The 18,223-nt window shown below is 67.4% G+C and carries 14 protein-coding genes, 2 tRNA genes and 4 pseudogenes; 3 read left to right on the top strand and 17 right to left on the bottom strand.

Annotation, left to right across the window (positions count from 1 at the left end; translation table 11 throughout):
* Positions 1-15: 15 nt before the first annotated feature.
* The 7 genes and pseudogenes from fliD to ACFJGX_RS15310 form a co-directional block, all read right to left on the bottom strand.
* On the bottom strand, positions 16-1,377 hold the full coding sequence (fliD, locus tag ACFJGX_RS15340; protein ID WP_382325360.1) for a flagellar filament capping protein FliD: 1,362 nt from the start codon (positions 1,375-1,377) through the stop codon (positions 16-18).
* 89 nt (positions 1,378-1,466) lie between these two features.
* Positions 1,467-1,901, bottom strand: a complete 435-nt coding sequence (locus ACFJGX_RS15335) for a flagellar FliJ family protein (RefSeq protein ID WP_382157169.1) — start codon at positions 1,899-1,901, stop codon at positions 1,467-1,469.
* Positions 1,898-3,205 carry a flagellar protein export ATPase FliI gene (fliI, locus tag ACFJGX_RS15330; RefSeq protein ID WP_382325362.1) on the bottom strand — a complete coding sequence of 436 codons (1,308 nt, stop codon included), beginning with the start codon at positions 3,203-3,205 and terminating at the stop codon, positions 1,898-1,900. Before fliI ends, ACFJGX_RS15335 begins: the two co-directional genes overlap by 4 nt.
* Complete coding sequence (gene fliH, locus ACFJGX_RS15325) at positions 3,202-3,912, bottom strand: flagellar assembly protein FliH (RefSeq protein WP_382325364.1); 711 nt, start codon at positions 3,910-3,912, stop codon at positions 3,202-3,204. The genes fliI and fliH overlap by 4 nt, the downstream gene beginning before the upstream one ends.
* Positions 3,909-4,935: pseudogene (locus tag ACFJGX_RS15320) on the bottom strand (FliG C-terminal domain-containing protein). The gene fliH and the pseudogene ACFJGX_RS15320 overlap by 4 nt, the downstream one beginning before the upstream one ends.
* Positions 4,919-5,506, bottom strand: coding sequence for a hypothetical protein (locus tag ACFJGX_RS15315; RefSeq protein WP_382328722.1), 588 nt, complete (start codon positions 5,504-5,506; stop codon positions 4,919-4,921). The pseudogene ACFJGX_RS15320 and the gene ACFJGX_RS15315 overlap by 17 nt, the downstream one beginning before the upstream one ends.
* 94 nt (positions 5,507-5,600) lie before the next feature.
* Positions 5,601-6,476 (bottom strand): annotated as a pseudogene (locus tag ACFJGX_RS15310) (flagellar M-ring protein FliF); the annotation flags it as partial.
* 520 nt (positions 6,477-6,996) lie between these two features.
* Between ACFJGX_RS15310 and ACFJGX_RS15305 the strand changes: the two are divergent.
* Together ACFJGX_RS15305 and ACFJGX_RS15300 are read left to right on the top strand one after the other, a co-directional pair.
* Positions 6,997-7,371 (top strand): annotated as a pseudogene (locus ACFJGX_RS15305) (PAS domain-containing protein); the annotation flags it as partial.
* A 253-nt stretch (positions 7,372-7,624) separates the two neighbouring features.
* Positions 7,625-8,617: an ATP-binding protein gene (locus tag ACFJGX_RS15300; protein WP_382326494.1), complete on the top strand. Its 993-nt coding sequence runs from the start codon at positions 7,625-7,627 to the stop codon at positions 8,615-8,617.
* Positions 8,618-8,632: 15 nt separating this feature from the next.
* On the opposite strand, the gene ACFJGX_RS15295 is transcribed toward ACFJGX_RS15300, so the two are convergent.
* From ACFJGX_RS15295 to ACFJGX_RS15275, 5 genes are all read right to left on the bottom strand, one after another.
* Positions 8,633-9,076, bottom strand: coding sequence for a hypothetical protein (locus ACFJGX_RS15295; protein ID WP_382157157.1), 444 nt, complete (start codon positions 9,074-9,076; stop codon positions 8,633-8,635).
* 363 nt (positions 9,077-9,439) lie between these two features.
* A complete protein-coding gene (locus ACFJGX_RS15290) occupies positions 9,440-10,213 on the bottom strand; it encodes a hypothetical protein (protein WP_382325372.1) in 774 nt (257 codons plus the stop codon).
* Positions 10,214-10,232: 19 nt separating this feature from the next.
* The gene (locus ACFJGX_RS15285; protein WP_382325374.1) at positions 10,233-10,850 is read right to left on the bottom strand and encodes a hypothetical protein; all 618 of its coding nucleotides are present in this window, start codon (positions 10,848-10,850) and stop codon (positions 10,233-10,235) included.
* Between the two features lie 169 nt (positions 10,851-11,019).
* Positions 11,020-11,682, bottom strand: a complete 663-nt coding sequence (locus ACFJGX_RS15280) for a hypothetical protein (RefSeq protein ID WP_382157151.1) — start codon at positions 11,680-11,682, stop codon at positions 11,020-11,022.
* Between the two features lie 16 nt (positions 11,683-11,698).
* Positions 11,699-12,286, bottom strand: coding sequence for a hypothetical protein (locus ACFJGX_RS15275; RefSeq protein WP_291112465.1), 588 nt, complete (start codon positions 12,284-12,286; stop codon positions 11,699-11,701).
* 218 nt (positions 12,287-12,504) lie between these two features.
* On the opposite strand from ACFJGX_RS15275, the gene ACFJGX_RS15270 reads away from it, so the two are divergent.
* Positions 12,505-13,176, top strand: a complete 672-nt coding sequence (locus tag ACFJGX_RS15270; protein WP_382325376.1) for a hypothetical protein — start codon at positions 12,505-12,507, stop codon at positions 13,174-13,176.
* Between the two features lie 64 nt (positions 13,177-13,240).
* Here ACFJGX_RS15270 and ACFJGX_RS15265 read toward each other — a convergent pair.
* The 5 genes and pseudogenes from ACFJGX_RS15265 to clpP all read right to left on the bottom strand — a co-directional run bounded on the left by ACFJGX_RS15265 (position 13,241) and on the right by clpP (position 18,114).
* Positions 13,241-13,314: transfer RNA gene (locus tag ACFJGX_RS15265), tRNA-Cys, on the bottom strand.
* 72 nt (positions 13,315-13,386) lie between these two features.
* Positions 13,387-13,462, bottom strand: a tRNA-Gly gene (locus ACFJGX_RS15260).
* A gap of 111 nt (positions 13,463-13,573) precedes the next feature.
* Positions 13,574-16,007 (bottom strand): annotated as a pseudogene (gene lon / locus ACFJGX_RS15255) (endopeptidase La).
* A gap of 88 nt (positions 16,008-16,095) precedes the next feature.
* Positions 16,096-17,361: an ATP-dependent Clp protease ATP-binding subunit ClpX gene (gene clpX, locus ACFJGX_RS15250; protein ID WP_382157145.1), complete on the bottom strand. Its 1,266-nt coding sequence runs from the start codon at positions 17,359-17,361 to the stop codon at positions 16,096-16,098.
* A 135-nt stretch (positions 17,362-17,496) separates the two neighbouring features.
* A complete protein-coding gene (clpP, locus tag ACFJGX_RS15245) occupies positions 17,497-18,114 on the bottom strand; it encodes an ATP-dependent Clp endopeptidase proteolytic subunit ClpP (protein ID WP_137916933.1) in 618 nt (205 codons plus the stop codon).
* Positions 18,115-18,223: the final 109 nt, after the last annotated feature.

Genomic DNA, 18,223 nt, shown 5'->3' with positions numbered 1-18,223 from the left:
CGGTGCGGTCGGTCCTCAGGCGGTGGCCGAGGTGGACGATCCGAACATGCCCGAGGTCTGGTTGAGCTGGCCCATCAGGGATTGAAGTTGGGTGAACTGCAGCAGGTAGCGCTCGTAGGACATCGCGAACTGCTCGTCCAGGCGCGCCTGGCGGTTGGTGATGTCGCGCTGCAGGGTCTGCACCGAGTCCTGGCGGCGCTTGATCTGGCCGTTGCCCGAGTCGAGCCAGGTCTTGAGGTAGGTGTTCATCGAGCCCAGCAAGCCCGAGGGCGCGGACAGGCTGGACGAGCCGAAGGCCTTGTCCAGCGCGTCGGGCTTGACGTCCAGCGTCTTCTTCAGCTTGGCCGCGTCGAAGGTCAGCGCGCCCTGGCGGTCGGTGGAGACGCCCAGCTCGGACAGGCGCACACCGCCGAAGTCCTGGCGCACGATGTCGTTGAGGCGGGTGCGCAGCGCGCGAACGCTGCTGTCGCTGGCGAAGACGCCGCGCGAGGCCGCGTTGATGTCGGTCTTGGTGAGGTCGTTGATGATGCCTTGCAAGGTGTTGAAGGCGGTCACGAAGCTGCGCACGTTGTCGGCGGTGCCGGCCTCGTCGGCGGCCACGGTCAGCGTGGCGGGGGCGTCGCCCGTGGACATGGCGCGGGTGAGGCTGAGGGTCACACCGTCGATGGCGGTCACGGTGTTGCTGGCCTGCTGGATGCGCACGCCCGTGCCCTGGTCGCCCAGCCACACCACCGCGTCGCGCGCCTGCGCCAGCTCGTTGGGCGTGGCGCTCAGGGCGTCCTTGAGGGCCCCGGCGGGCAGGCCGCTGGCGTCGACGGTGATCGCACCGTCCTCGCCGCTGGCGCCGGACGAGAGGATCAGCTGGGACCCGTTGCCGGTGTTGACCACCTGGGCCGTCACCTTGCCCGCGTTGCCCGAGGCCTGGTTGATGGCGCGCGCGATCTCGGTCTGCGAGATGGTGCCGTTGCCATCGGCGTCGGCCATCAGCAGGTTGACGTTGAAGCTGCTGCCGTCGGCCTGCTGGATCACCAGCGGTCCGCCGGTGCGCACCGGCACGGCGGGCAGGTCGGCGAAGGCGATCTGGTGGTTGGAGGCCACGGCCTCCACGAAGAAGCTGTAGGTGCCGGGCTGGGCCGTGGCGGAGGCGGTGCCCGTGGCGCCGGAACTGCCGGCGACGGTCGCGCTGTTCTTGACCAGGCCCTTCTTGCCCGAGAGCGCGTCCATCGCGGTGTTGAACGCCGCGAGGGCCGAGCGCAGGCGGGTGTAGCCCGCGTTGGTGGCATCGGCGCTCTTGCTGTCGCGCGTGATGATGTCCTGCGTGCCCTGCGTGTAGATGGTGGCGAGCTGGGTCGCCATCTGGGTCGGGTTGATGTCCATGGTTGCTCCTGATCAGGCAGGAAAAGCCCCGCCCATGCCCGGTAAGGCGACCGGGAGCAGCGGTTTTTGAAGGAGGGGCTGGATTTTTTTCATCGCTCAGTGCGGCGCCAGACGGTCAGGGCCACGTCGTCCAGCTGTTTTCGCGCCCGCACTTCACCGGCCAGGCGCCATTCGCGCTCGCGCTTGTGCAGCACCTGGGCCACACCTTCGCGCTGGCGAAAGGCGGCGTGCAGGGCCACGCGGGTGGCCTCCACCTCGGCGCTGTGGCGCTCCAGGCTGCGCTGCTGCTCCTGCGCCAGACCCATCACCGACTGCTTGTAGGCCGCGCAGTTGGCGGCCAGCAGGAAGGGCTGGGCGCCCGAAGGCCCGGCGGCGTCGCAGATGGCGTGCAGCCGATCCACGCTGCGCTGCATGCGCTCGCGCACCGACTGCTGGCGGCTCAGCTCGGCGCCGATGCGCTCCTGCTCGCGCTCGCGCGCGGTGACCAGGTGGCCGAGGGTAACGAGGTGGGTGGGCGGGTTCATGCCATCAGCTCGCTCAGGTCGCGCAGGCAGTCCGTCAGGGGGGCGCTCTCCTTCACCCCCTGGTGCAGGTAGGCCTCGATGCGCGGGTACAGGCTCACGGCGCGGTCCGCCTGCGGGTCGGCGCCGGGCACGTAGGCGCCCATGGGCAGCAGGTCGCGCACCTGCTGGTAGCTGGAGAGCAGCGCCTTCATGGTGCGCGCGGCGGCGCTGTGCGCCGGCTCGGCCACCAGCGACATGCAGCGGCTGATGGACTGGCCGATGTCGATCGCCGGGTAGTGGCCGCGCTCGGCCAGGGCGCGCGAGAGCACGATGTGGCCGTCCAGGATGGCGCGCGCGGTGTCCACCACCGGGTCCTGCTGGTCGTCGCCCTCGGCGAGCACGGTGTAGATGGCGGACATGCTGCCCTCGCCTTCGCCGTTGCCCGCGCTCTCCACCAGCTGCGGCAGCGCGCTGAACACGGAAGGCGGGTAACCGCGCGTGGCCGGCGGCTCACCGAGCGAGAGCGCCACCTCGCGCTGCGCCATGGCGTAGCGGGTGAGCGAGTCCAGCAGCAGCAGCACATTCTGGCCCCGGTCGCGGTAGTGCGCGGCGATGGAGTGGCACAGCTCGGTGGCGCGCAGGCGCATCAGCGGCGACTCGTCGGCCGGCGCCACCACGACCACCGCGCGGCGCAGGCCGGCGGGGCCGAGGGAGAGGTCGATGAACTCGCGCACCTCGCGGCCGCGTTCACCGATGAGGCCGACCACCACCACGTCGGCCACGGTCTGGCGCGTGATGAGGCCCAGCAGCACGCTCTTGCCCACGCCGCTGCCGGCCATCAAGCCCACGCGCTGGCCCCGGCCGAGCGTGAGCAGGCCGTTGATGGCGCGCACGCCCACGTCCAGCGGCTCGTGCACGGGCCGCTTGCGCAGCGGGTCCACGCGCGGCGGCTGGCTGCCCAGCCGGTGCTCGCCACCGAGGCGGCCCAGGCCGTCCATGGGTTCGCCCAGGCCGTTGACGATGCGGCCCAGCCAGGACGGGCCGATCAGCAGTTCGCTGTCCGACGCCATCGGCAGCACGCGCGCGCCGGCGCTCAGGCCATCGGTTTTCTTGAAGGGCATGACCGAGGTCATCTCGTCGCGAAAGCCCACCACCTGCGCCTCGACCCAGTCGCCCGGCCCCACCTCGATGCGGCAGCGCTGGCCGATGCGCAGCTGGCAGCCCTTGACGTGCAGCAGCATGCCCGCCGCGCCCACCAGCCGCCCCGTGGGCACGGAGACCGGCACCTCGGTGAGTTCGACGGACTTCAGGCGCTCGGCGATCATGCGGCGAGCTCCGTGGCGGGCGCCGGCTCGGCGGCGAGGGGTTCGGTGTCGAGCAGCTGCGCGCCGATCTGCTCCATGCAGGCCTGCAGCCGGTGGCGGCAGCCCGCGTCGGCCTCCTGGCCGCCGCAGTGCACGCGGCACTCGCCGGCGTCGAGGCGGCTGTCGGCCATGAGCTTCCAGGCGCGGGCGCGCACGGGGTCGAGATCGCGGATGCGCTCCAGGTCTTCCGGGTTGAGGAACACCTCGATCTCGCCGGTGGCCGGCGGCATGGTCTTGAGCGACTCTTCCACCAGCGCCAGCAACTGCGTGGGCTGCAGCGTGAGCTCGGCGCGGATCACCTGGCGGGCCACCTTGCCCACGAGATCGACGACCTCGCTGCGCAAGGCCTTCTGGTAGTCGTCCTGGGCCTGGTGCAGGGCCGCGAGCGCGGCGTCCACCGGCGCGGCATAGGCCTGCCAGCGGGCCAGCACGGCCGCGCGGGCCTCGGCCTGTCCTTCGTCGCGGCCCTCGCGCAGGCCCTGCAGGCGGCCTTCGGCCACGCCGCGCTCCACCCCGCTGTCATGGCCCTCGCGGTAGCCCCGGTCCATGCCCTGCTGGAAGCCTTCGGCCAATGCCGCCTGCGCGCTCTCGGCGTCGCCGGGCGACACCGCCTGGGCCGGTGTGAAGCGGCTCAGCGGCGGGAACCGGTGCGGCCGGTAGGTCTTCATGCGACCACCGCCTCCGCGAACAGCTGGATCTGGATCTCGTCGCTGTCCACCAGCGCCTTGACCTCGCGCATGATCTCGGCGCGCGCCTGCTCGACGCGGCTGAGCGGCACCGGCCCGGTGCGGCGCAGCGTGTCTTCGAAGGCCTGCGCCTGGCGCCGCGGCATGGCCTGCAGCACCTTGCGGCGCACCTCGGGGTCCGCGCCCTTGAGCGCCACGGCCCACAGGTCCAGCGGCGAGGCTTCGATGATGCGGGTGATGACGTCCTCGGTCTGGCGCGAGAGGATGAAGAAGTCGTACATGCTGACCTCGATCTGCGCCACCACGGCCGGGTCGCGCGCCCGCATCTGCTCGACCACCTTCTGGCGGTTGCCGGGCATGCGGTTGATGATCTCGGCGGCCTGGCGCACGCCCTCCACCGTGGCGCTCTGGGTTTCCAGGCTCGCCAGGTAGGCGTCGACCAGCACCTCGAGCTCGCGCAGGATGTCGTGCTCCACGTGGCCGAGCTGGGCGATCTGCATCAGCACCAGGTCGCGGTTGTCCTCGGGCAGGCGCTCGATGACCTCGCTGCGCCAGGGCCGAGGGCAGGAAGGCGAGGAAGACCGCCTGCATGTGTTCGTGCTCGGCCGCGATGCGGTCGGCGATCCAGCGCGACGAGGCCCACTGCAGCCGCGCCATCTTCGGCCGGATGGCGTCGCCATAGATGCGGGTGAGCACGCTGCTGGCGATGTTCGCGCCCAGCGCCATGTCGAGCGAACTCTTGAGGTAGGCGCGCGAGGCGCCGTGCACGCCGCTTTGTTCGCGGTAGTCGTCGAAGAAGTGCTGCAGCGCGGTGCGCGCCATGTCCACCTTGATCCCGCTCATGCGCGACATGACCTGGGTGACATCCAGCAGCTCCTCGCGCGAGAGGTGCTGCAACACGGCCGCGGCCGGTTGCTCGCCCATGCTCAGGAGCACGATGGCGGCCTGTTCGGTGGACGAGAGCGAGCCGGCATCGGCCCCTTCGAGATCAGGTGATGGCGGCATTTTTCTGAACCCACTGTTTGACAACTTCGGCGACGCGCTCCGGCTCCTTCTGGGCCAGCACCTTCAAGTGATTGACCAGCACCTCCACCGGCGAGCCGGGCGGTGGCAGGTCGTAGTCGGCGAGCAGCGGCACCATCGCGCCCGAGTTCGCCGCCTGGGCCTTGTGGGACAGCGCCGCGACGGCCGGCGCCGGGTTCGCGAGCGCGGGCGACTCGGCGGCGGCGGCACCGGCCCCGCCCTCCAGCGCGATCAGGTCGGTCATGCCGACTTCGGCCGGCGGCTTGTGGCGCTCGCGCAGGATGCGCAGCAGCGGGCGCGCCAGCAGGAAGTAGCACAGCAGCGCGCCCAGCACGTACAGGCCCCAGGTCACGAACTCGAACACGGTCTCGCGTTCCTCGTACCAGGGCACGGCGGGCGCGGCGCCTGGGAACGCGAGCGAGGAGACCACGAGCTGGTCGCCCCGCTCGGCGTTGATGCCCAGGCCGCCGCGCAGCAGGCCCTCCATGCGCGCGATGTCCTGCGGGGTCCAGCCGGTGGCCGCCGCGCCGGGCGCGGCGCCGTCGTTGAGCACGACGGCCACGCTGAGTTTCTTGAGCTGCGCAGCGCGCGCGCTGGATGGTGGTGACGCTGCGGTCGTAGGCGAACTGCCGGGTGACAGCGCTGCGCTCGGCGGTGTTGGGCGCCGCGTTCGCGTCGGGCGCCGGCGTAGCCGGGCGGTTGCTGAGCGAGCCCGGCACACCGAGGGCCACGCGGTCGCGGTTGCTCTCCTCGCGCGAGGCCTCGTTGGTGACCTTGGGCGCGTCGCCGTAGCGCTCCTGGGTTTCCTGCACGCGATCCTGACCGAGTTCGACCGCCACGCTCACGTTGTAGTTGCCCGCGCCCAGCAGCGGCTGCAGCAGCTGGTGCGCGTTCTGCAGGATGTCGTTCTGTGCCTTGCGCACCGCCTCGTCGGCGAAGCTGCCCTGGTCGATGCCGTCCTTCACATCGACGCGCGCGGAGAGCAGGCGGCCGGCCTGATCGACCACGCTCACGCGGGACGGGTCCAGGTTGGACACGCTGCCGGCCACCAGCTGGATGATGGAGGCGATCTGTTCGTTGCCCAGCGTGCGCCCCGGGTGCAGGCTCAACACCACCGAGGCGGTGCTCTTGTCCTGGGCGTTGAGCACGAAGGTCGAGGAGCGCGCCACGGACAGGTGGACGCGGGCCGAGCGCACGGCGTCCATCGAGGTGATGCTCTGCACCAGCTCGCCTTCCAGGCCGCGGCGAAAGCGGATGTCCTGCACGAACTGCGTGACGCCCAGCGGGTCGTTCTTGTCCATCAGTTCCAGCCCTTCGGGCAGGCGCGCGGTGACGCCCTTGGCCGCCAGCAGCATGCGGGCGCGGCCGAGGTCGGAGGACGAGACCAGCACCTGGCCCGACTCGGGGTGCAGCCGGTAGGCGATGCCCTCGGCATCCAGCGCGGCCATCATGTCCGACACCGGCACCTGCTCGCGCGCACCGAACACCGGCTTGTAGCTGGCCTGGTCGTTCCACAGGAACATCATCACCAGGGCCGTGATGCCGATCGCCAGCAGCACGACCGGCAGCAGGCGGGACACCAGTTCAGGACGCAAGGCGCCGCCCAAGGCTTTCCCCGAGGGCAGCTTGTCGCGCATGAGCCTGAGTGCATTCATTCGATGGGTCCTGTTGGGGTACCGGTGGATTCTTGGCTCTCGCCCCCCCTCGACCACTTCGCTCTTTGAGTCCAAATCCCCCCGTAGGTCCGGCCTCGCGCGGCGCGACATCGGCAAACGACTGCTTTCGAACTAAAGCGCGGCGCCATGCCACACATGCCCGGCCCTGTGTGGATGGCGCCCTCCATTGGGGGCCGCCCAAGCGTGTCAATTTGCTCGGAATGGGCGGAAAAATTTGAGGACGTTTGACGCGGGACGCAACGCCGAGTCGCACAGCCGCCACAGGCTGCTGGTATGGTTGACGCCGCACGCGCCGCCCCATCTCCGGGCGTTGGCTGGTGTGCAAGGCTGCGCACGGCAGCGCCACCGACAGAAAGCACCTCTCCCCATGCCCACCCTTGAACCGTCCGCGCCCCCCTCGACCCAGGCCGCAGAAAAGGCCTCCCGCGCCCTGACGATCGAGCGGTTGCAGGAACAGGCGGCGCTGGCGCGTTCGATTGCCGACCGCTTGCCATGGCAACTCGCGCACTTCGATCTCGATCTGCGCTGCCGCTTTGGCAACCAGGCCTTCTGCGACGGCCTGCGCATCGACCCTTCGGCGCTGGAAGGCCGGCCGTTCCAGGACTGTTTTCCCCAGGATGCCCTGCCCGCCCTGCTGCCGCGCTTCATGCAGGCCCTGGGTGGCGAGAAACAGCTGCGGCTCACGGAGCAGTCCACACCGGGAGGTGCCCACACCTTCACCGAGACCTCGTTCACGCCCGACGTGCACGACGGCGTGGTCCGGGGGGTCTTCGTCGAAACGAAGGAGGTCGCCGGGCGAGCGCGCGTGGACGACCTCGCGCAGAACAAGCGCCGCTTCGACCTCATGGCCGATGCGCTGCAGGACTCCTGCATCTACTTCCTCGACCCGGTGGGGCGCATCACCGAATGGAGCGAGAGCGCGCACCGCCTGCACGGCTTTTCCCGGGAACAGGTGGGGAACATGCACCTGGCCGACATGGCCGCGCCGCGCGTCGGTGAAGAGGCGGAGATCGGCATCGACGACACCATCCGGCTGCGCCATCGATCGCGGCCAATGGGAAACCCGTGGCTGGCTCAAGCGCGCCGGTGCGGAGGCGTTCTGGGGCCAGACCCTGATCACAGCCCTGCGCGGCGACAACGGCGAGCTGGAAGGGTTGTCCTGCATCACGCGCGACATGACCGCGATGAAAGACCTGGACCGGGTCATGAACGACCTCAACGCCGAACTGGACCGGCGCGTGACCCAGCGGGTGCGCCAGCACACCGTGCCGAACAAGGACCTGGACATCTTCACCCACTCCATCACGCACGATCTGCGTGGGCCGGTGCGGCACATCAACACCTTCGCCGGCCTCATCGCCGAGGAACTGGGCGAGAACGCCAGCGAAGAGATCCGGCATTTCCGCGATGCCATGAAGCGGGCCTCGCAGCGCCTGAACGCGATGATCGAGAACCTGCTGACCTACTCGCGCATCGGCCGCATCGACCTGCACCCCGAGCGGCTGGCGATGACGAACGTGCTCGAAGGTGTGGTCTCGCGCCTGCGGCAGGCCGCCCCCGATCGCCAGATCCAGTGGGAGATCCAGCCCGATCTGCCGATGGTGGTGGCCGACGCGGCGATGGTGAACGACCTGTTCACGCGGCTGCTGGACAACGCCATGAAGTTCACGCGCAAGGTCGAGCCGGCCGAGATCCAGATCGGCTGCCGCACGGAGAGCGACGGCACCTGCCTGTTCTTCATCGTGGACAACGGAGCCGGCTTCGACGTCGCCAAGGCCAGCAACCTGTTCCTCATGTTCCAGCGCCAGCACCACTCGCTGGACTTCGAGGGCTACGGCGCGGGCCTGGCCCTGTGCCAGCGCATCGTGCAGCGCCACAACGGCCGCATCTGGCTCGACAGCACGCCGGGCCACGGCTGCGCGGTCTACTTCACGCTGCCCGTGGAAACGGCGATGGCGGCGTCCGGCCTGGCCGCGCTCGGGTGCTGATCGCGCGGGCGGCGCTCAGCCGCCCGACAGGCGCGCCAGCCAGCGGCGCAGCAGGTGCGCCCTGCGCTGGCGCCGGCGGCCGATGTCGAGCAGGCGGATGGCGGCGGCCCGGCATTCGGCCAGGTAGCGCTCGCGCTGCGGAATCTCCCAGTCCGGCTCGTTGAGGGCCTTGTTGCGCACGGCCGCGAGATAACGCAGCCGCCGGTCCAGCCGGGCCGGCACCGGGTGGCGCACGCTGTCGAGCTTGGAGTGGATGCCCCGGCCCTTGCCACCGAAGTCGCGCGCCAGCACCGAGTCGATCACCGCGGTGATGTCCAGCACGTCCTGCATGGCTTTCATGTGCGGGGTCTTGACCGTGTGCTGGTACATGGGGATGACGTCGCCAGCGCGGTCATCCGGATGAATGTCGCCCCGCGGGCGAAAACCGGGTGTGGCGGAAGACACGAGGGATGGGTTCATGGTGCACAGACTCCAGCAAACGGTTCCACGGTTCGGGCATCGGGGGCGGCAGGCTCGCGGCCCATGGCGTTCTCCTCCGCCAGAACCGCCAGGCACTTCACACAGGACACCGGCTCGCCCGAGCGGGCTTGCCATCGATGGAAGATGCCGCTGGGCCGCGCACCACACAGCGCCTTGCCATCGGGCGGGGAGTGCTCGGACCACAGATGAACGACCACCCCCAGATCGACACCGGGACCGGCCCCGACGGCGCTGAGCCTGGCGGGCACGGCGGTGGCCGCGGGCGCCGATGCCCGATCGGCGGCACTGCGCGGGCAAGGGATGTTCAGGGGGTACAACAAGGTTCGCTCCCGGGTGTTCGGCTCACAACCACACGCTCCTGCGCCCGCTCTCCATCGCCTCCTGGTTCTGCAGCTCTCTCACGGCGGCCCGCACGAGGATGTGATCGAAGGCCTTGAGAATCTCGCTGGTGCTGGTGAAGGCCTCGCTGGAGGGCATGGCGGTGGGCACATCGCGGGCTTGCCGCGGGTTGCCAGACTGGGAGGGGCCCTTGCCCGTGATGTGCGCATGCCGCAATGCGGCCCGCACGACCTCTTCGCCGGAGACACGTTGCCAGCGGTCCGACCGGCGCAGGTGGGTCACGCCCTGCCCCGCCGCGTTGCAACTGTGAACGACCAGGGGATCGTCCGGCAGGCGCGGTGCGAACGCGAGGTGCACGATGCTGTTGTGCGCGACCTCCTCGTCGGTGAGGCTGGCGGTCTGGGCCCATGGAACGGGCGCCAGCCGAAAGAGCATGTCGGCCAGTGAGCCGCCCAGACCCGCGGTGCTCAGGGTGTCGAACACCGACAGGGCGAACGGCCGAGGCTCGTGGGGGTCTCCGGAGCGCAGTTCGCCCCAGGCGCTGGTTTCGGTGAAATCGAGCGAGCCAGGGCCCGAGTCGGCATCGAGCTGCGAATGCGCGTGGACCACGCGAAGCATCACGGCAGGCCCCTGCCGTGGCGCATGCTCGCGCTCCTGCAGCACCTGGATGATGCTGGAGAGCAGGTACTTGTGGCACGCGAAACAGGACGCCGGGTTGTGCCGCGGCGCGCGCCGTGCGCTCAGTCCGTACAGGTGGGCGTGGTCATCGCTGTGCATGGGCAACCGGTGCTCGCCATCACCCCTGGGCCGCGTGTTTCATGAGGTAGCCGGTGTCGATGGGGTCCGACACCCGAACGACCATGTGCGTGCGGATGCCCACGATGGTGACCTCGGCGGGCAAGGGATCGGACACCTCGGCGACCAGTGTGTCGATGCCATGGCGCACCGCCCAGGCCTGCAGCGGCTCCGAAAAATGCCGCCAGCGCTGGACCATGCCGAACCGGTCCACACCGGAGATGGAGACGCGCGCCACATCCTTCGCGTGCATGGTCAGGCCGTAGAGGTAGACCCCCACGAAGCGGCCGGTGAAGGTCTCGCCGTTGCCGACGGCCACCTCGGAGCGTTTGACCGCTTCCCCGATGGCACGCACCAGAAGGGAGGAGCCGTCCTCGGACGGCCAACAGGGTGTGATGAAGGACGCCAGCCTGAGCGTGGCCTCCTTGAGGTTGGGTTGCTGCGCCCAGCAGGAAAGGCCGAACCCCTCGTAAGGCTGGCCGGCCAGCGCATCGTGGATCCACTGCTCGGGCCCACCCGACTCCAGGACCTGCAAGGGCCAGTAGGCGGTGCCTCCACCGCCCTGGACCGCCTTGCCCTGGCGGGTGCGCGCCGCGTTGAGCGAAAAGATCTGCGTCATGTCGAGCCGCGCGCGCGGGAAGGCGCGGACGCGTCATGCGCTGAGCGGATCGGCCAGGACCGCGACGGGAGGGATGAGAGCCACGTTTCAAGCATCCGGGTATTTTTCTACCCAATGCCTCGGCGACCGCCCGGTCTACGGTGCCGTTTTGCCCCGTAGAGGGAAGGTGTCAGCCAAACTTCGGCATCTGGTTGCGCGATTGGCGGTACGCGGCGATGCGGGCCTGCACCTCGGCGCGCGCTTCGTCCATGCGAAGGTCCTGCGTGGCGCAGGCGGGGCAATGCGCGGGGCCCTGGTGCTGCTTGACCACCGGGTGCTTGGTGTTGCAGGCGCCGCACTGCCGGACTTCGATCTCGCGGCTTTGCAGTCCCTCGACCAGCAACGCATAGGTCTCGAACGTGATGCGCTGGCTGTCGCCCACGGGCGGCACCGTCCGGCGGTACTTGTTGTAGACCTCGATCATCTTGTCCAGCGCCTTGCCGAAATTCGTCTCGACCACGGCGTACTCGCCAATGCCGCGCGATCCGAAATGCAGGGCCATCAGGTACGAGGCCTCGAAGCGCTCCGCCGCGCTGTCGAGGAAGGTCTTGGCCGTAGTGGTTTGTCCCAGGCCTCTGGGCCGCTTGACCTTGATACCGTACTGCCCAAGGCGGCGGTCCATCTCCTCTTTGATCCGCTGCTCGCTCACGTCGGTGCCCAGCAGCTTGACGATCAGCTTGGTGCGCGAGGTCAACTCGATCAGGGCCTCGAATCGCTCGTCCGATACCTGGTCCTCGAAGAGGACGCGTTTGTGTCCAGAAGAAGCAAGGGCTCGGCCTGCGGTGTTGATCATGGTGATGTCCCTGGTTTCAGTGAATGCGGTTCTTCGAACGCCGGCTCATGACCATGAACTGCGTTTTCTGCGAAGAGGTCAGGTCGCGCGTGGCGGCGGCCTCGAAGTAGTGGTCACTGGCCACCGGAAACATCACCAGGCCCGGGTTGGCCGAGATGTCCCAGAGTTCGTGCGGTCCGAAGCGGCGGACGTGCACGGCTTCGCTCATCGAAAGATCGAACAGCACGCAGGCCTCGTCGAACGAAGTCTTGATGCTGTCGACGCGCACCGCCAGCGCCATGAAGGCCTCCTGGCGATTGGCGGCCTCGAATTCACCCGGCTGCACCAGCGACGCCGATGTCGTGGGCAGCAGCCCCGTGTGGATCATCATGGAAAACAGCGGATGCGAGCAGTCCGCCAGCTTGATGACTTCATCCTCGCTCAGCAGGGCCAGCAGCTCCAGCAGGTTGCGCTGCCCCGGGAACCAGCGTGCGATGACACGTGGGTCGACCAGCTCGGAACTGCGCGCGATGTGCCAACGCCGGGCCAGCGCCTTGAGGTTTTCGGCGCGAATGGCCCTTTCATAGGTGGGCAGGTGCAGATTGCCTTGAATCCGCGAGTCCATCAGCGCTGTCATCATCTGTGTACATTCCCCTGTCTGTTCTCGAGCTGCGTCGCCAACGCGCCCGAAAGGCGCATTGTGTTACTCCCAGCCAGCCGGTTGGCGTCTACCATGGCACCAGGCCATTTGCGACGCCCACACCCCAACGCCCAGCCCTCATGCCAAGTCTTGAACCTCTGTCTATCGGCGATCTTTCCGCGCGCTTTAGGGCTCGATTGAGAATGAGCCTGGATCGCCTGGGCTTTCCGGGCGCCATGCGTGAAAAAAGTCGCGAACTGGCCTTCAGGCTCGGGGTGGACGAAAGCCTGGCCTCGGCCTTCCTCACAGGCGATGTGCTCCCGGACTACGAGGCCCTGCTCACCCTTTGCGCGCTGACCCAGCAGCCACCCGGCTACTTCCTCGACCCCAGCGCCGACGCGCTGCCCCAGGGCACCCGGGTCGTCCCGGCCATCGGCCCGGGCGAGGACCTGGCCATCTGCCTGCCCGAAGACATGGCCGGTGGGCGCGCCACCCAGGATGCCGAGCTTTGCTATTACCGCGCCCGCAGGGACATGGGCTTCGGCGTGAGGGCCGGCGACTGCATCCTGGCGGTGTTCGTGCCGATGGAGCCGGCCTCGATGCAGAAGGACCGCATCTACCTCATCGGCTGCGAGACCGGCTTCGATCTGCGCCGCTGCGTCGTGCAAACGCCCGTGCGGGCGGCCTTCACCAGCTTTGACGGCAAGTCCGCCCAGACCATCAAGCCGCACGTCGCGGCGGTGGGGCAGGAACGGCCGAGCTTCCGCGCCGAAGGCCTGGGTGACGAGGTGCATGCCTTCGCGGAAGTGATCGGCCTGCTGCGAGGTGCGCAGAACCTGCCGCTCGAACCCAACGCCCTGGACTTCCAGGGCTGAGCCGCGGCGAGCAGACGAAAAAAAGCTCGCCATGGGCGAGCTGGATGTTTCGATCAGGTATTTTTGGAGGCGCGATCCGGAGTCGAACCGGACTAACCGGATTTGCAATCCGGGGCATAACCGCTTTGCTATCGCGCCGTCAGGACCGGCATCAAAGACACCGATCTCAAACTCCGACAAAAAAGGGAAGCAGAGCTTCCCTTTTGAATTTGGAGCGGGAAACGAGATTCGAACTCGCGACCTCAACCTTGGCAAGGTTGCGCTCTACCAACTGAGCTATTCCCGCATTTCTTACCACCTGCTGCTGCATCTGCTATTGCGTTTGCCGCTGCATTTCGGTAAGCCATGATTCTAACCCGAAAAAAGGGGCTCTTTCAAGTCCCCCGAAATTTTTTGATCAATGTTTCACCGCGTCGGGAGACGCCGTCGGCTTGCTCACGCTGGCCGCCGCGATCTGGGCCGCGACCTCTTCTTCGGTGAGTGGCACGGGCTGGCGTTCGAGCGCGATGGCGAGGACCTTGTCGATCCATTTCACCGGCACGATCTCCAGGCCCTGCTTCACGTTGTCGGGAATCTCGGCGAGGTCCTTCACGTTCTCTTCCGGGATGATCACGGTCTTGATGCCGCCACGCAAAGCGGCCAGCAGCTTTTCCTTCAGGCCACCGATCGCCGTGACTTCACCGCGCAGCGTGATCTCACCCGTCATCGCCACATCGGCGCGCACGGGAATGCCCGTGAGCGACGAGACCAGCGCGGTCGTCATGGCCGCACCGGCGCTCGGGCCGTCCTTGGGCGTGGCGCCATCGGGCACGTGGATGTGGATGTCGCGCTTGTCGAACTGCTCGTCCTTGATGCCCAGCATGCGGGCGCGGCTGCGCACCACGGTGCGGGCCGCTTCCACCGATTCCTTCATCACATCGCCGAGCGAACCCGTGCGCGTGATCACGCCCTTGCCCGGCATGATCGCCACTTCGATGGTCAGCAGATCGCCGCCCACTTCCGTCCACGCCAGACCGACCACCTGGCCCACTTGGTTCTGCGCCTCGGCACGGCCGTAGCTGTACTTGCGCACGCCCAGGAATTCGCTGAGGTTGTCGGCGCTCACCACCACGGTGGGCGTGTACTTCTTGAGCAGCAGGCCCTTGACCACCTTGCGGCAGATCTTGGAGAGCTCGCGTTCGAGCGAACGCACACCGGCTTCGCGGGTGTAGTAGCGCACGATGTCGCGCACGGCGTCGTCGCGCACGTCCAGCTCGCCTTCGCGGATGCCGTTGTTCTTGAGTTGCTTGGGCAACAGGTAGCGGATCGCGATGTTGGTCTTCTCGTCTTCCGTGTAGCCCGAGAGGCGGATCACCTCCATGCGGTCCAGCAGGGCCGGGGGAATGTTCATCGAGTTCGATGTGGCGACGAACATTACGTCGGACAGGTCGAAGTCGACTTCGATGTAGTGGTCACCGAAGGTGTGGTTCTGCTCGGGGTCCAGCACCTCCAGCAGCGCGCTCGAAGGATCGCCGCGGAAGTCCGTGCCCAGCTTGTCGATCTCGTCGAGCAGGAACAGCGGGTTGCGCGTGCCGACCTTGTTCAGGCTCTGCAGCACCTTGCCCGGCATGGCACCGATGTAGGTGCGACGGTGGCCGCGGATCTCGGCTTCGTCGCGCATGCCGCCCAGCGCCATGCGCACGTACTTGCGGCCCGTGGCCTTGGCCGACCGACTGCCCCAGCGAGGTCTTGCCGACACCGGGTGGGCCGACCAGGCACAGGATGGGCGCCTTGACCTTGTCCACGCGCTGTTGCACCGCGAGGTACTCGAGGATGCGGTCCTTGACCTTCTCCAGGCCGTAGTGGTCTTCGTTCAGCACCGCCTCGGCATGCGCGAGGTCGTGCTTGATCTTGGTCTTCTTGCTCCAGGGCAGGCCGACCAGCGCATCGATGTAGTTGCGCACCACGGTGGCCTCGGCCGACATGGGCGACATCAGCTTGAGCTTCTTGAACTCGGCATCGGCCTTCTTGCGCGCTTCCGCGGGCATCTTGGCGGCCTTGATCTTCTTCTCGATCTCTTCGATGTCGGCGCCCTCTTCGCCTTCGCCGAGTTCCTTCTGGATCGCCTTGACCTGCTCGTTCAGGTAAAAGTCGCGCTGGTTCTTTTCCATCTGGCGCTTCACGCGCCCGCGGATCTTCTTGTCGACGTTGAGGATGTCGACCTCGCGCTCGAGCTGTTCGAACAGGTTCTCCAGCCGCTTGTTGACCGGATCGAGGTCCAGCACCACCTGCTTGGACTCGAGCTTGAGCGGCAGGTGCGCGGCGATCGTGTCGGCCAGGCGGCCCGGGTCGTCGATGCTGGAGATCGAGGTGAGGATCTCCGAAGGGATCTTCTTGTTGAGCTTGACGTACTGGTCGAACTGCTGCATCACGGCGCGGCGCAGTGCTTCGAGTTCGTTGGACTGGGTGTCGGCCCGCTCCACGGCCGGGTCGACCGGGCTCACGCTGGCGATGAAATGGCTTTCTCCATCGCGGATGGTCAGCACCTTGGCGCGCTGCACACCTTCGACCAGCACCTTGACGGTGCCGTCAGGCAGCTTGAGCATCTGCAGGATGGTGGCGACGCAGCCCATTTCGAACATGTCGTCGGTCGACGGCTCGTCCTTGGCGGCGGCCTTCTGGGCCACGAGCATGATGCGGCGCTCGGCCTCCATCGCGGACTCCAGCGCCTTGATGCTCTTGGGCCGGCCCACGAACAGCGGGATGACCATGTGCGGGAACACCACCACATCGCGCAAAGGCAGGAGTGGCAGTTCGACCGGCGTGCTGGGAAGGGGGGTCTGTCCGGACATTTCAACCTCGACTAAAACGGGTAAATGGGGTCGGTGCGAGCGATCTCAACCGGACGCATCCGTGACGGGGTTGGTCGAAGCCGGCGCGTCAAGCCTGCTTGGCCGCCTCGCGGTACACCAGCAAGGGCGGCTTGTTTTCCTCGATGGTCGACTCGTCGACCACCACCTTCTCCACATTGCTCATGCCAGGCAGATCGAACATGGTGTCGATCAGCGCGTTTTCCAGGATCGAGCGCAGGCCGCGCGCGCCCGTCTTGCGGGCCAGGGCCTTGCGGGCGATCGCCTTGAGCGCGGCGGGCCGCACTTCGAGCTCGGCACCTTCCATCGCCAGCAGGCGGGAGAACTGCTTGACGACCGCGTTCTTGGGCTCGGTGAGAATTTCGACCAGCGCGTCTTCACTGAGTTCCGACAGCGCGGCGATCACCGGCACACGGCCCACCAGCTCGGGGATGAGGCCGAACTTGATCAGGTCTTCCGGCTCGATTTCCTTGAAGGATTCCGTGATGCTGCGCTGCTTCTTGCTCTTGACCACGGCGCCGAAGCCGATGCCGGAGGCCTCGGTGCGGTTCTCGATGATCTTCTCCAGGCCGGCAAACGCGCCGCCGCAGATGAACAGGATGTTGGTGGTGTCGACCTGCAGGAAGTCCTGGTTGGGGTGCTTGCGCCCGCCCTGCGGCGGCACCGAGGCCATCGTGCCTTCGATCAGCTTGAGCAAGGCCTGCTGCACACCCTCACCCGATACGTCGCGGGTGATGGAGGGGTTGTCGGACTTGCGCGTGATCTTGTCGATCTCGTCGATGTAGACGATGCCCTGCTGGGCGCGCTCGACGTCGTAGTTGCAGCTCTGCAGCAGCTTGGCGACGATGTTTTCCACGTCTTCGCCCACGTAACCGGCTTCGGTCAGCGTGGTGGCGTCGGCCATCACGAACGGCACGTTGAGCATGCGCGCCATGGTCTGGGCCAGCAGCGTCTTGCCCGAGCCGGTGGGTCCGATCAGGAGAATGTTGCTCTTGGCCAGCTCGACGTCGTCCTTGCGGGCGGCGACCTTGTGGCGCAGGCGCTTGTAGTGGTTGTAGACGGCCACGGCCAGCGCGCGCTTGGCGTTCTGCTGCCCGATGACGTAGTTGTCCAGGTTGGCCTTGAGCTGGGCCGGCGTGGGCACGTCGTCGCCCGAGGCCTTGACGGATTCGAGGCCGGGCAACTCGTCACGGATGATGTCGTTGCACAGGTCGATGCATTCGTCGCAGATGAACACCGAGGGGCCGGCGATCAGCTTCTTGACCTCGTGCTGGCTCTTGCCGCAGAACGAGCAGTAGAGCGCTTTTTCACTGGAGGCGGCTTTTTTGTCGGCCATAGGTCTGGGGGCTCGGATGAAGCGGTAACAACAATGATAGTTCAAGCCCCATAGGGGCCAAACGGGGGAAAAGCGCCGGTTTTGGCACCGTCTCCCGGGTTTGGCGGCCCATGGGTGGCGATGGCCTGGACGGGGTCAGACCGCGCCGGGGCGCTTGTCGATGACCTTGTCGATCAGGCCGTACTCGGCCGATTCGGCGGCCGAGAGGTAGTAATCGCGCTCGGTGTCGCGTTCGATCTTCTCCAGCGGCTGGCCGGTGCGCTCCGCGAGGATCTTGTTGAGCTGCTCGCGCGTCTTGAGGATTTCGCGGGCGTGGATCTCGATTTCCGTGGCCTGGCCCTGGGTGCCGCCCAGCGGCTGGTGGATCATGACCTTGGAGTTCGGCAGCGCGAAGCGTTTGCCCTTGGCGCCGGCGGCCAGCAGGAACGCGCCCATGCTCGCGGCCATGCCGATGCACAGCGTGGACACGTCGGACTTGATGAAATTCATGGTGTCGAAGATCGCCATGCCCGCGCTCACCGAGCCGCCCGGGGAGTTGATGTAGAACGAGATGTCCTTGTCGGGGTTTTCGCTTTCCAGGAACAGCAGCTGCGCCACCACCAGGTTGGCCGACTGGTCATTGACCGGGCCCACCAGGAAGATCACGCGCTCCTTGAGCAGGCGCGAATAGATGTCGTACGCACGCTCGCCGCGGCCCGACTGCTCGATGACCATGGGCACCATGCCCAAACCTTGAATGTCCATTGCGCTCATGCGTTACTCCGTGTGTTGATGCTTGCCATATCACTACTGTAACCAACCCCATGTGGCCCCACGGCGACCGGTGGCTTGACCGGGACGACCGCAGGACAGGCGGAGGGAG

It is taken from the genome of Hydrogenophaga sp. UC242_50, from assembly GCF_042697355.1.
In the GTDB taxonomy this organism is placed as follows: Bacteria; Pseudomonadota; Gammaproteobacteria; order Burkholderiales; family Burkholderiaceae_C; genus Hydrogenophaga.
This window is presented reverse-complemented; position numbering and strand designations above follow the sequence as displayed.

Coding starts and splice junctions, on each gene's coding strand:
- fliD (WP_382325360.1), bottom strand. CDS start 1,377: ATGGACATCAACCCGACCCAGATGGCGACCCAGCTCGCCACCATCTAC.
- ACFJGX_RS15335 (WP_382157169.1), bottom strand. CDS start 1,901: ATGAACCCGCCCACCCACCTCGTTACCCTCGGCCACCTGGTCACCGCG.
- fliI (WP_382325362.1), bottom strand. CDS start 3,205: ATGATCGCCGAGCGCCTGAAGTCCGTCGAACTCACCGAGGTGCCGGTC.
- fliH (WP_382325364.1), bottom strand. CDS start 3,912: ATGAAGACCTACCGGCCGCACCGGTTCCCGCCGCTGAGCCGCTTCACA.
- ACFJGX_RS15295 (WP_382157157.1), bottom strand. CDS start 9,076: ATGAACCCATCCCTCGTGTCTTCCGCCACACCCGGTTTTCGCCCGCGG.
- ACFJGX_RS15290 (WP_382325372.1), bottom strand. CDS start 10,213: ATGCACAGCGATGACCACGCCCACCTGTACGGACTGAGCGCACGGCGC.
- ACFJGX_RS15285 (WP_382325374.1), bottom strand. CDS start 10,850: ATGACGCAGATCTTTTCGCTCAACGCGGCGCGCACCCGCCAGGGCAAG.
- ACFJGX_RS15280 (WP_382157151.1), bottom strand. CDS start 11,682: ATGATCAACACCGCAGGCCGAGCCCTTGCTTCTTCTGGACACAAACGC.
- ACFJGX_RS15275 (WP_291112465.1), bottom strand. CDS start 12,286: ATGGACTCGCGGATTCAAGGCAATCTGCACCTGCCCACCTATGAAAGG.
- ACFJGX_RS15270 (WP_382325376.1), top strand. CDS start 12,505: ATGAGCCTGGATCGCCTGGGCTTTCCGGGCGCCATGCGTGAAAAAAGT.
- clpX (WP_382157145.1), bottom strand. CDS start 17,361: ATGGCCGACAAAAAAGCCGCCTCCAGTGAAAAAGCGCTCTACTGCTCG.
- clpP (WP_137916933.1), bottom strand. CDS start 18,114: ATGAGCGCAATGGACATTCAAGGTTTGGGCATGGTGCCCATGGTCATC.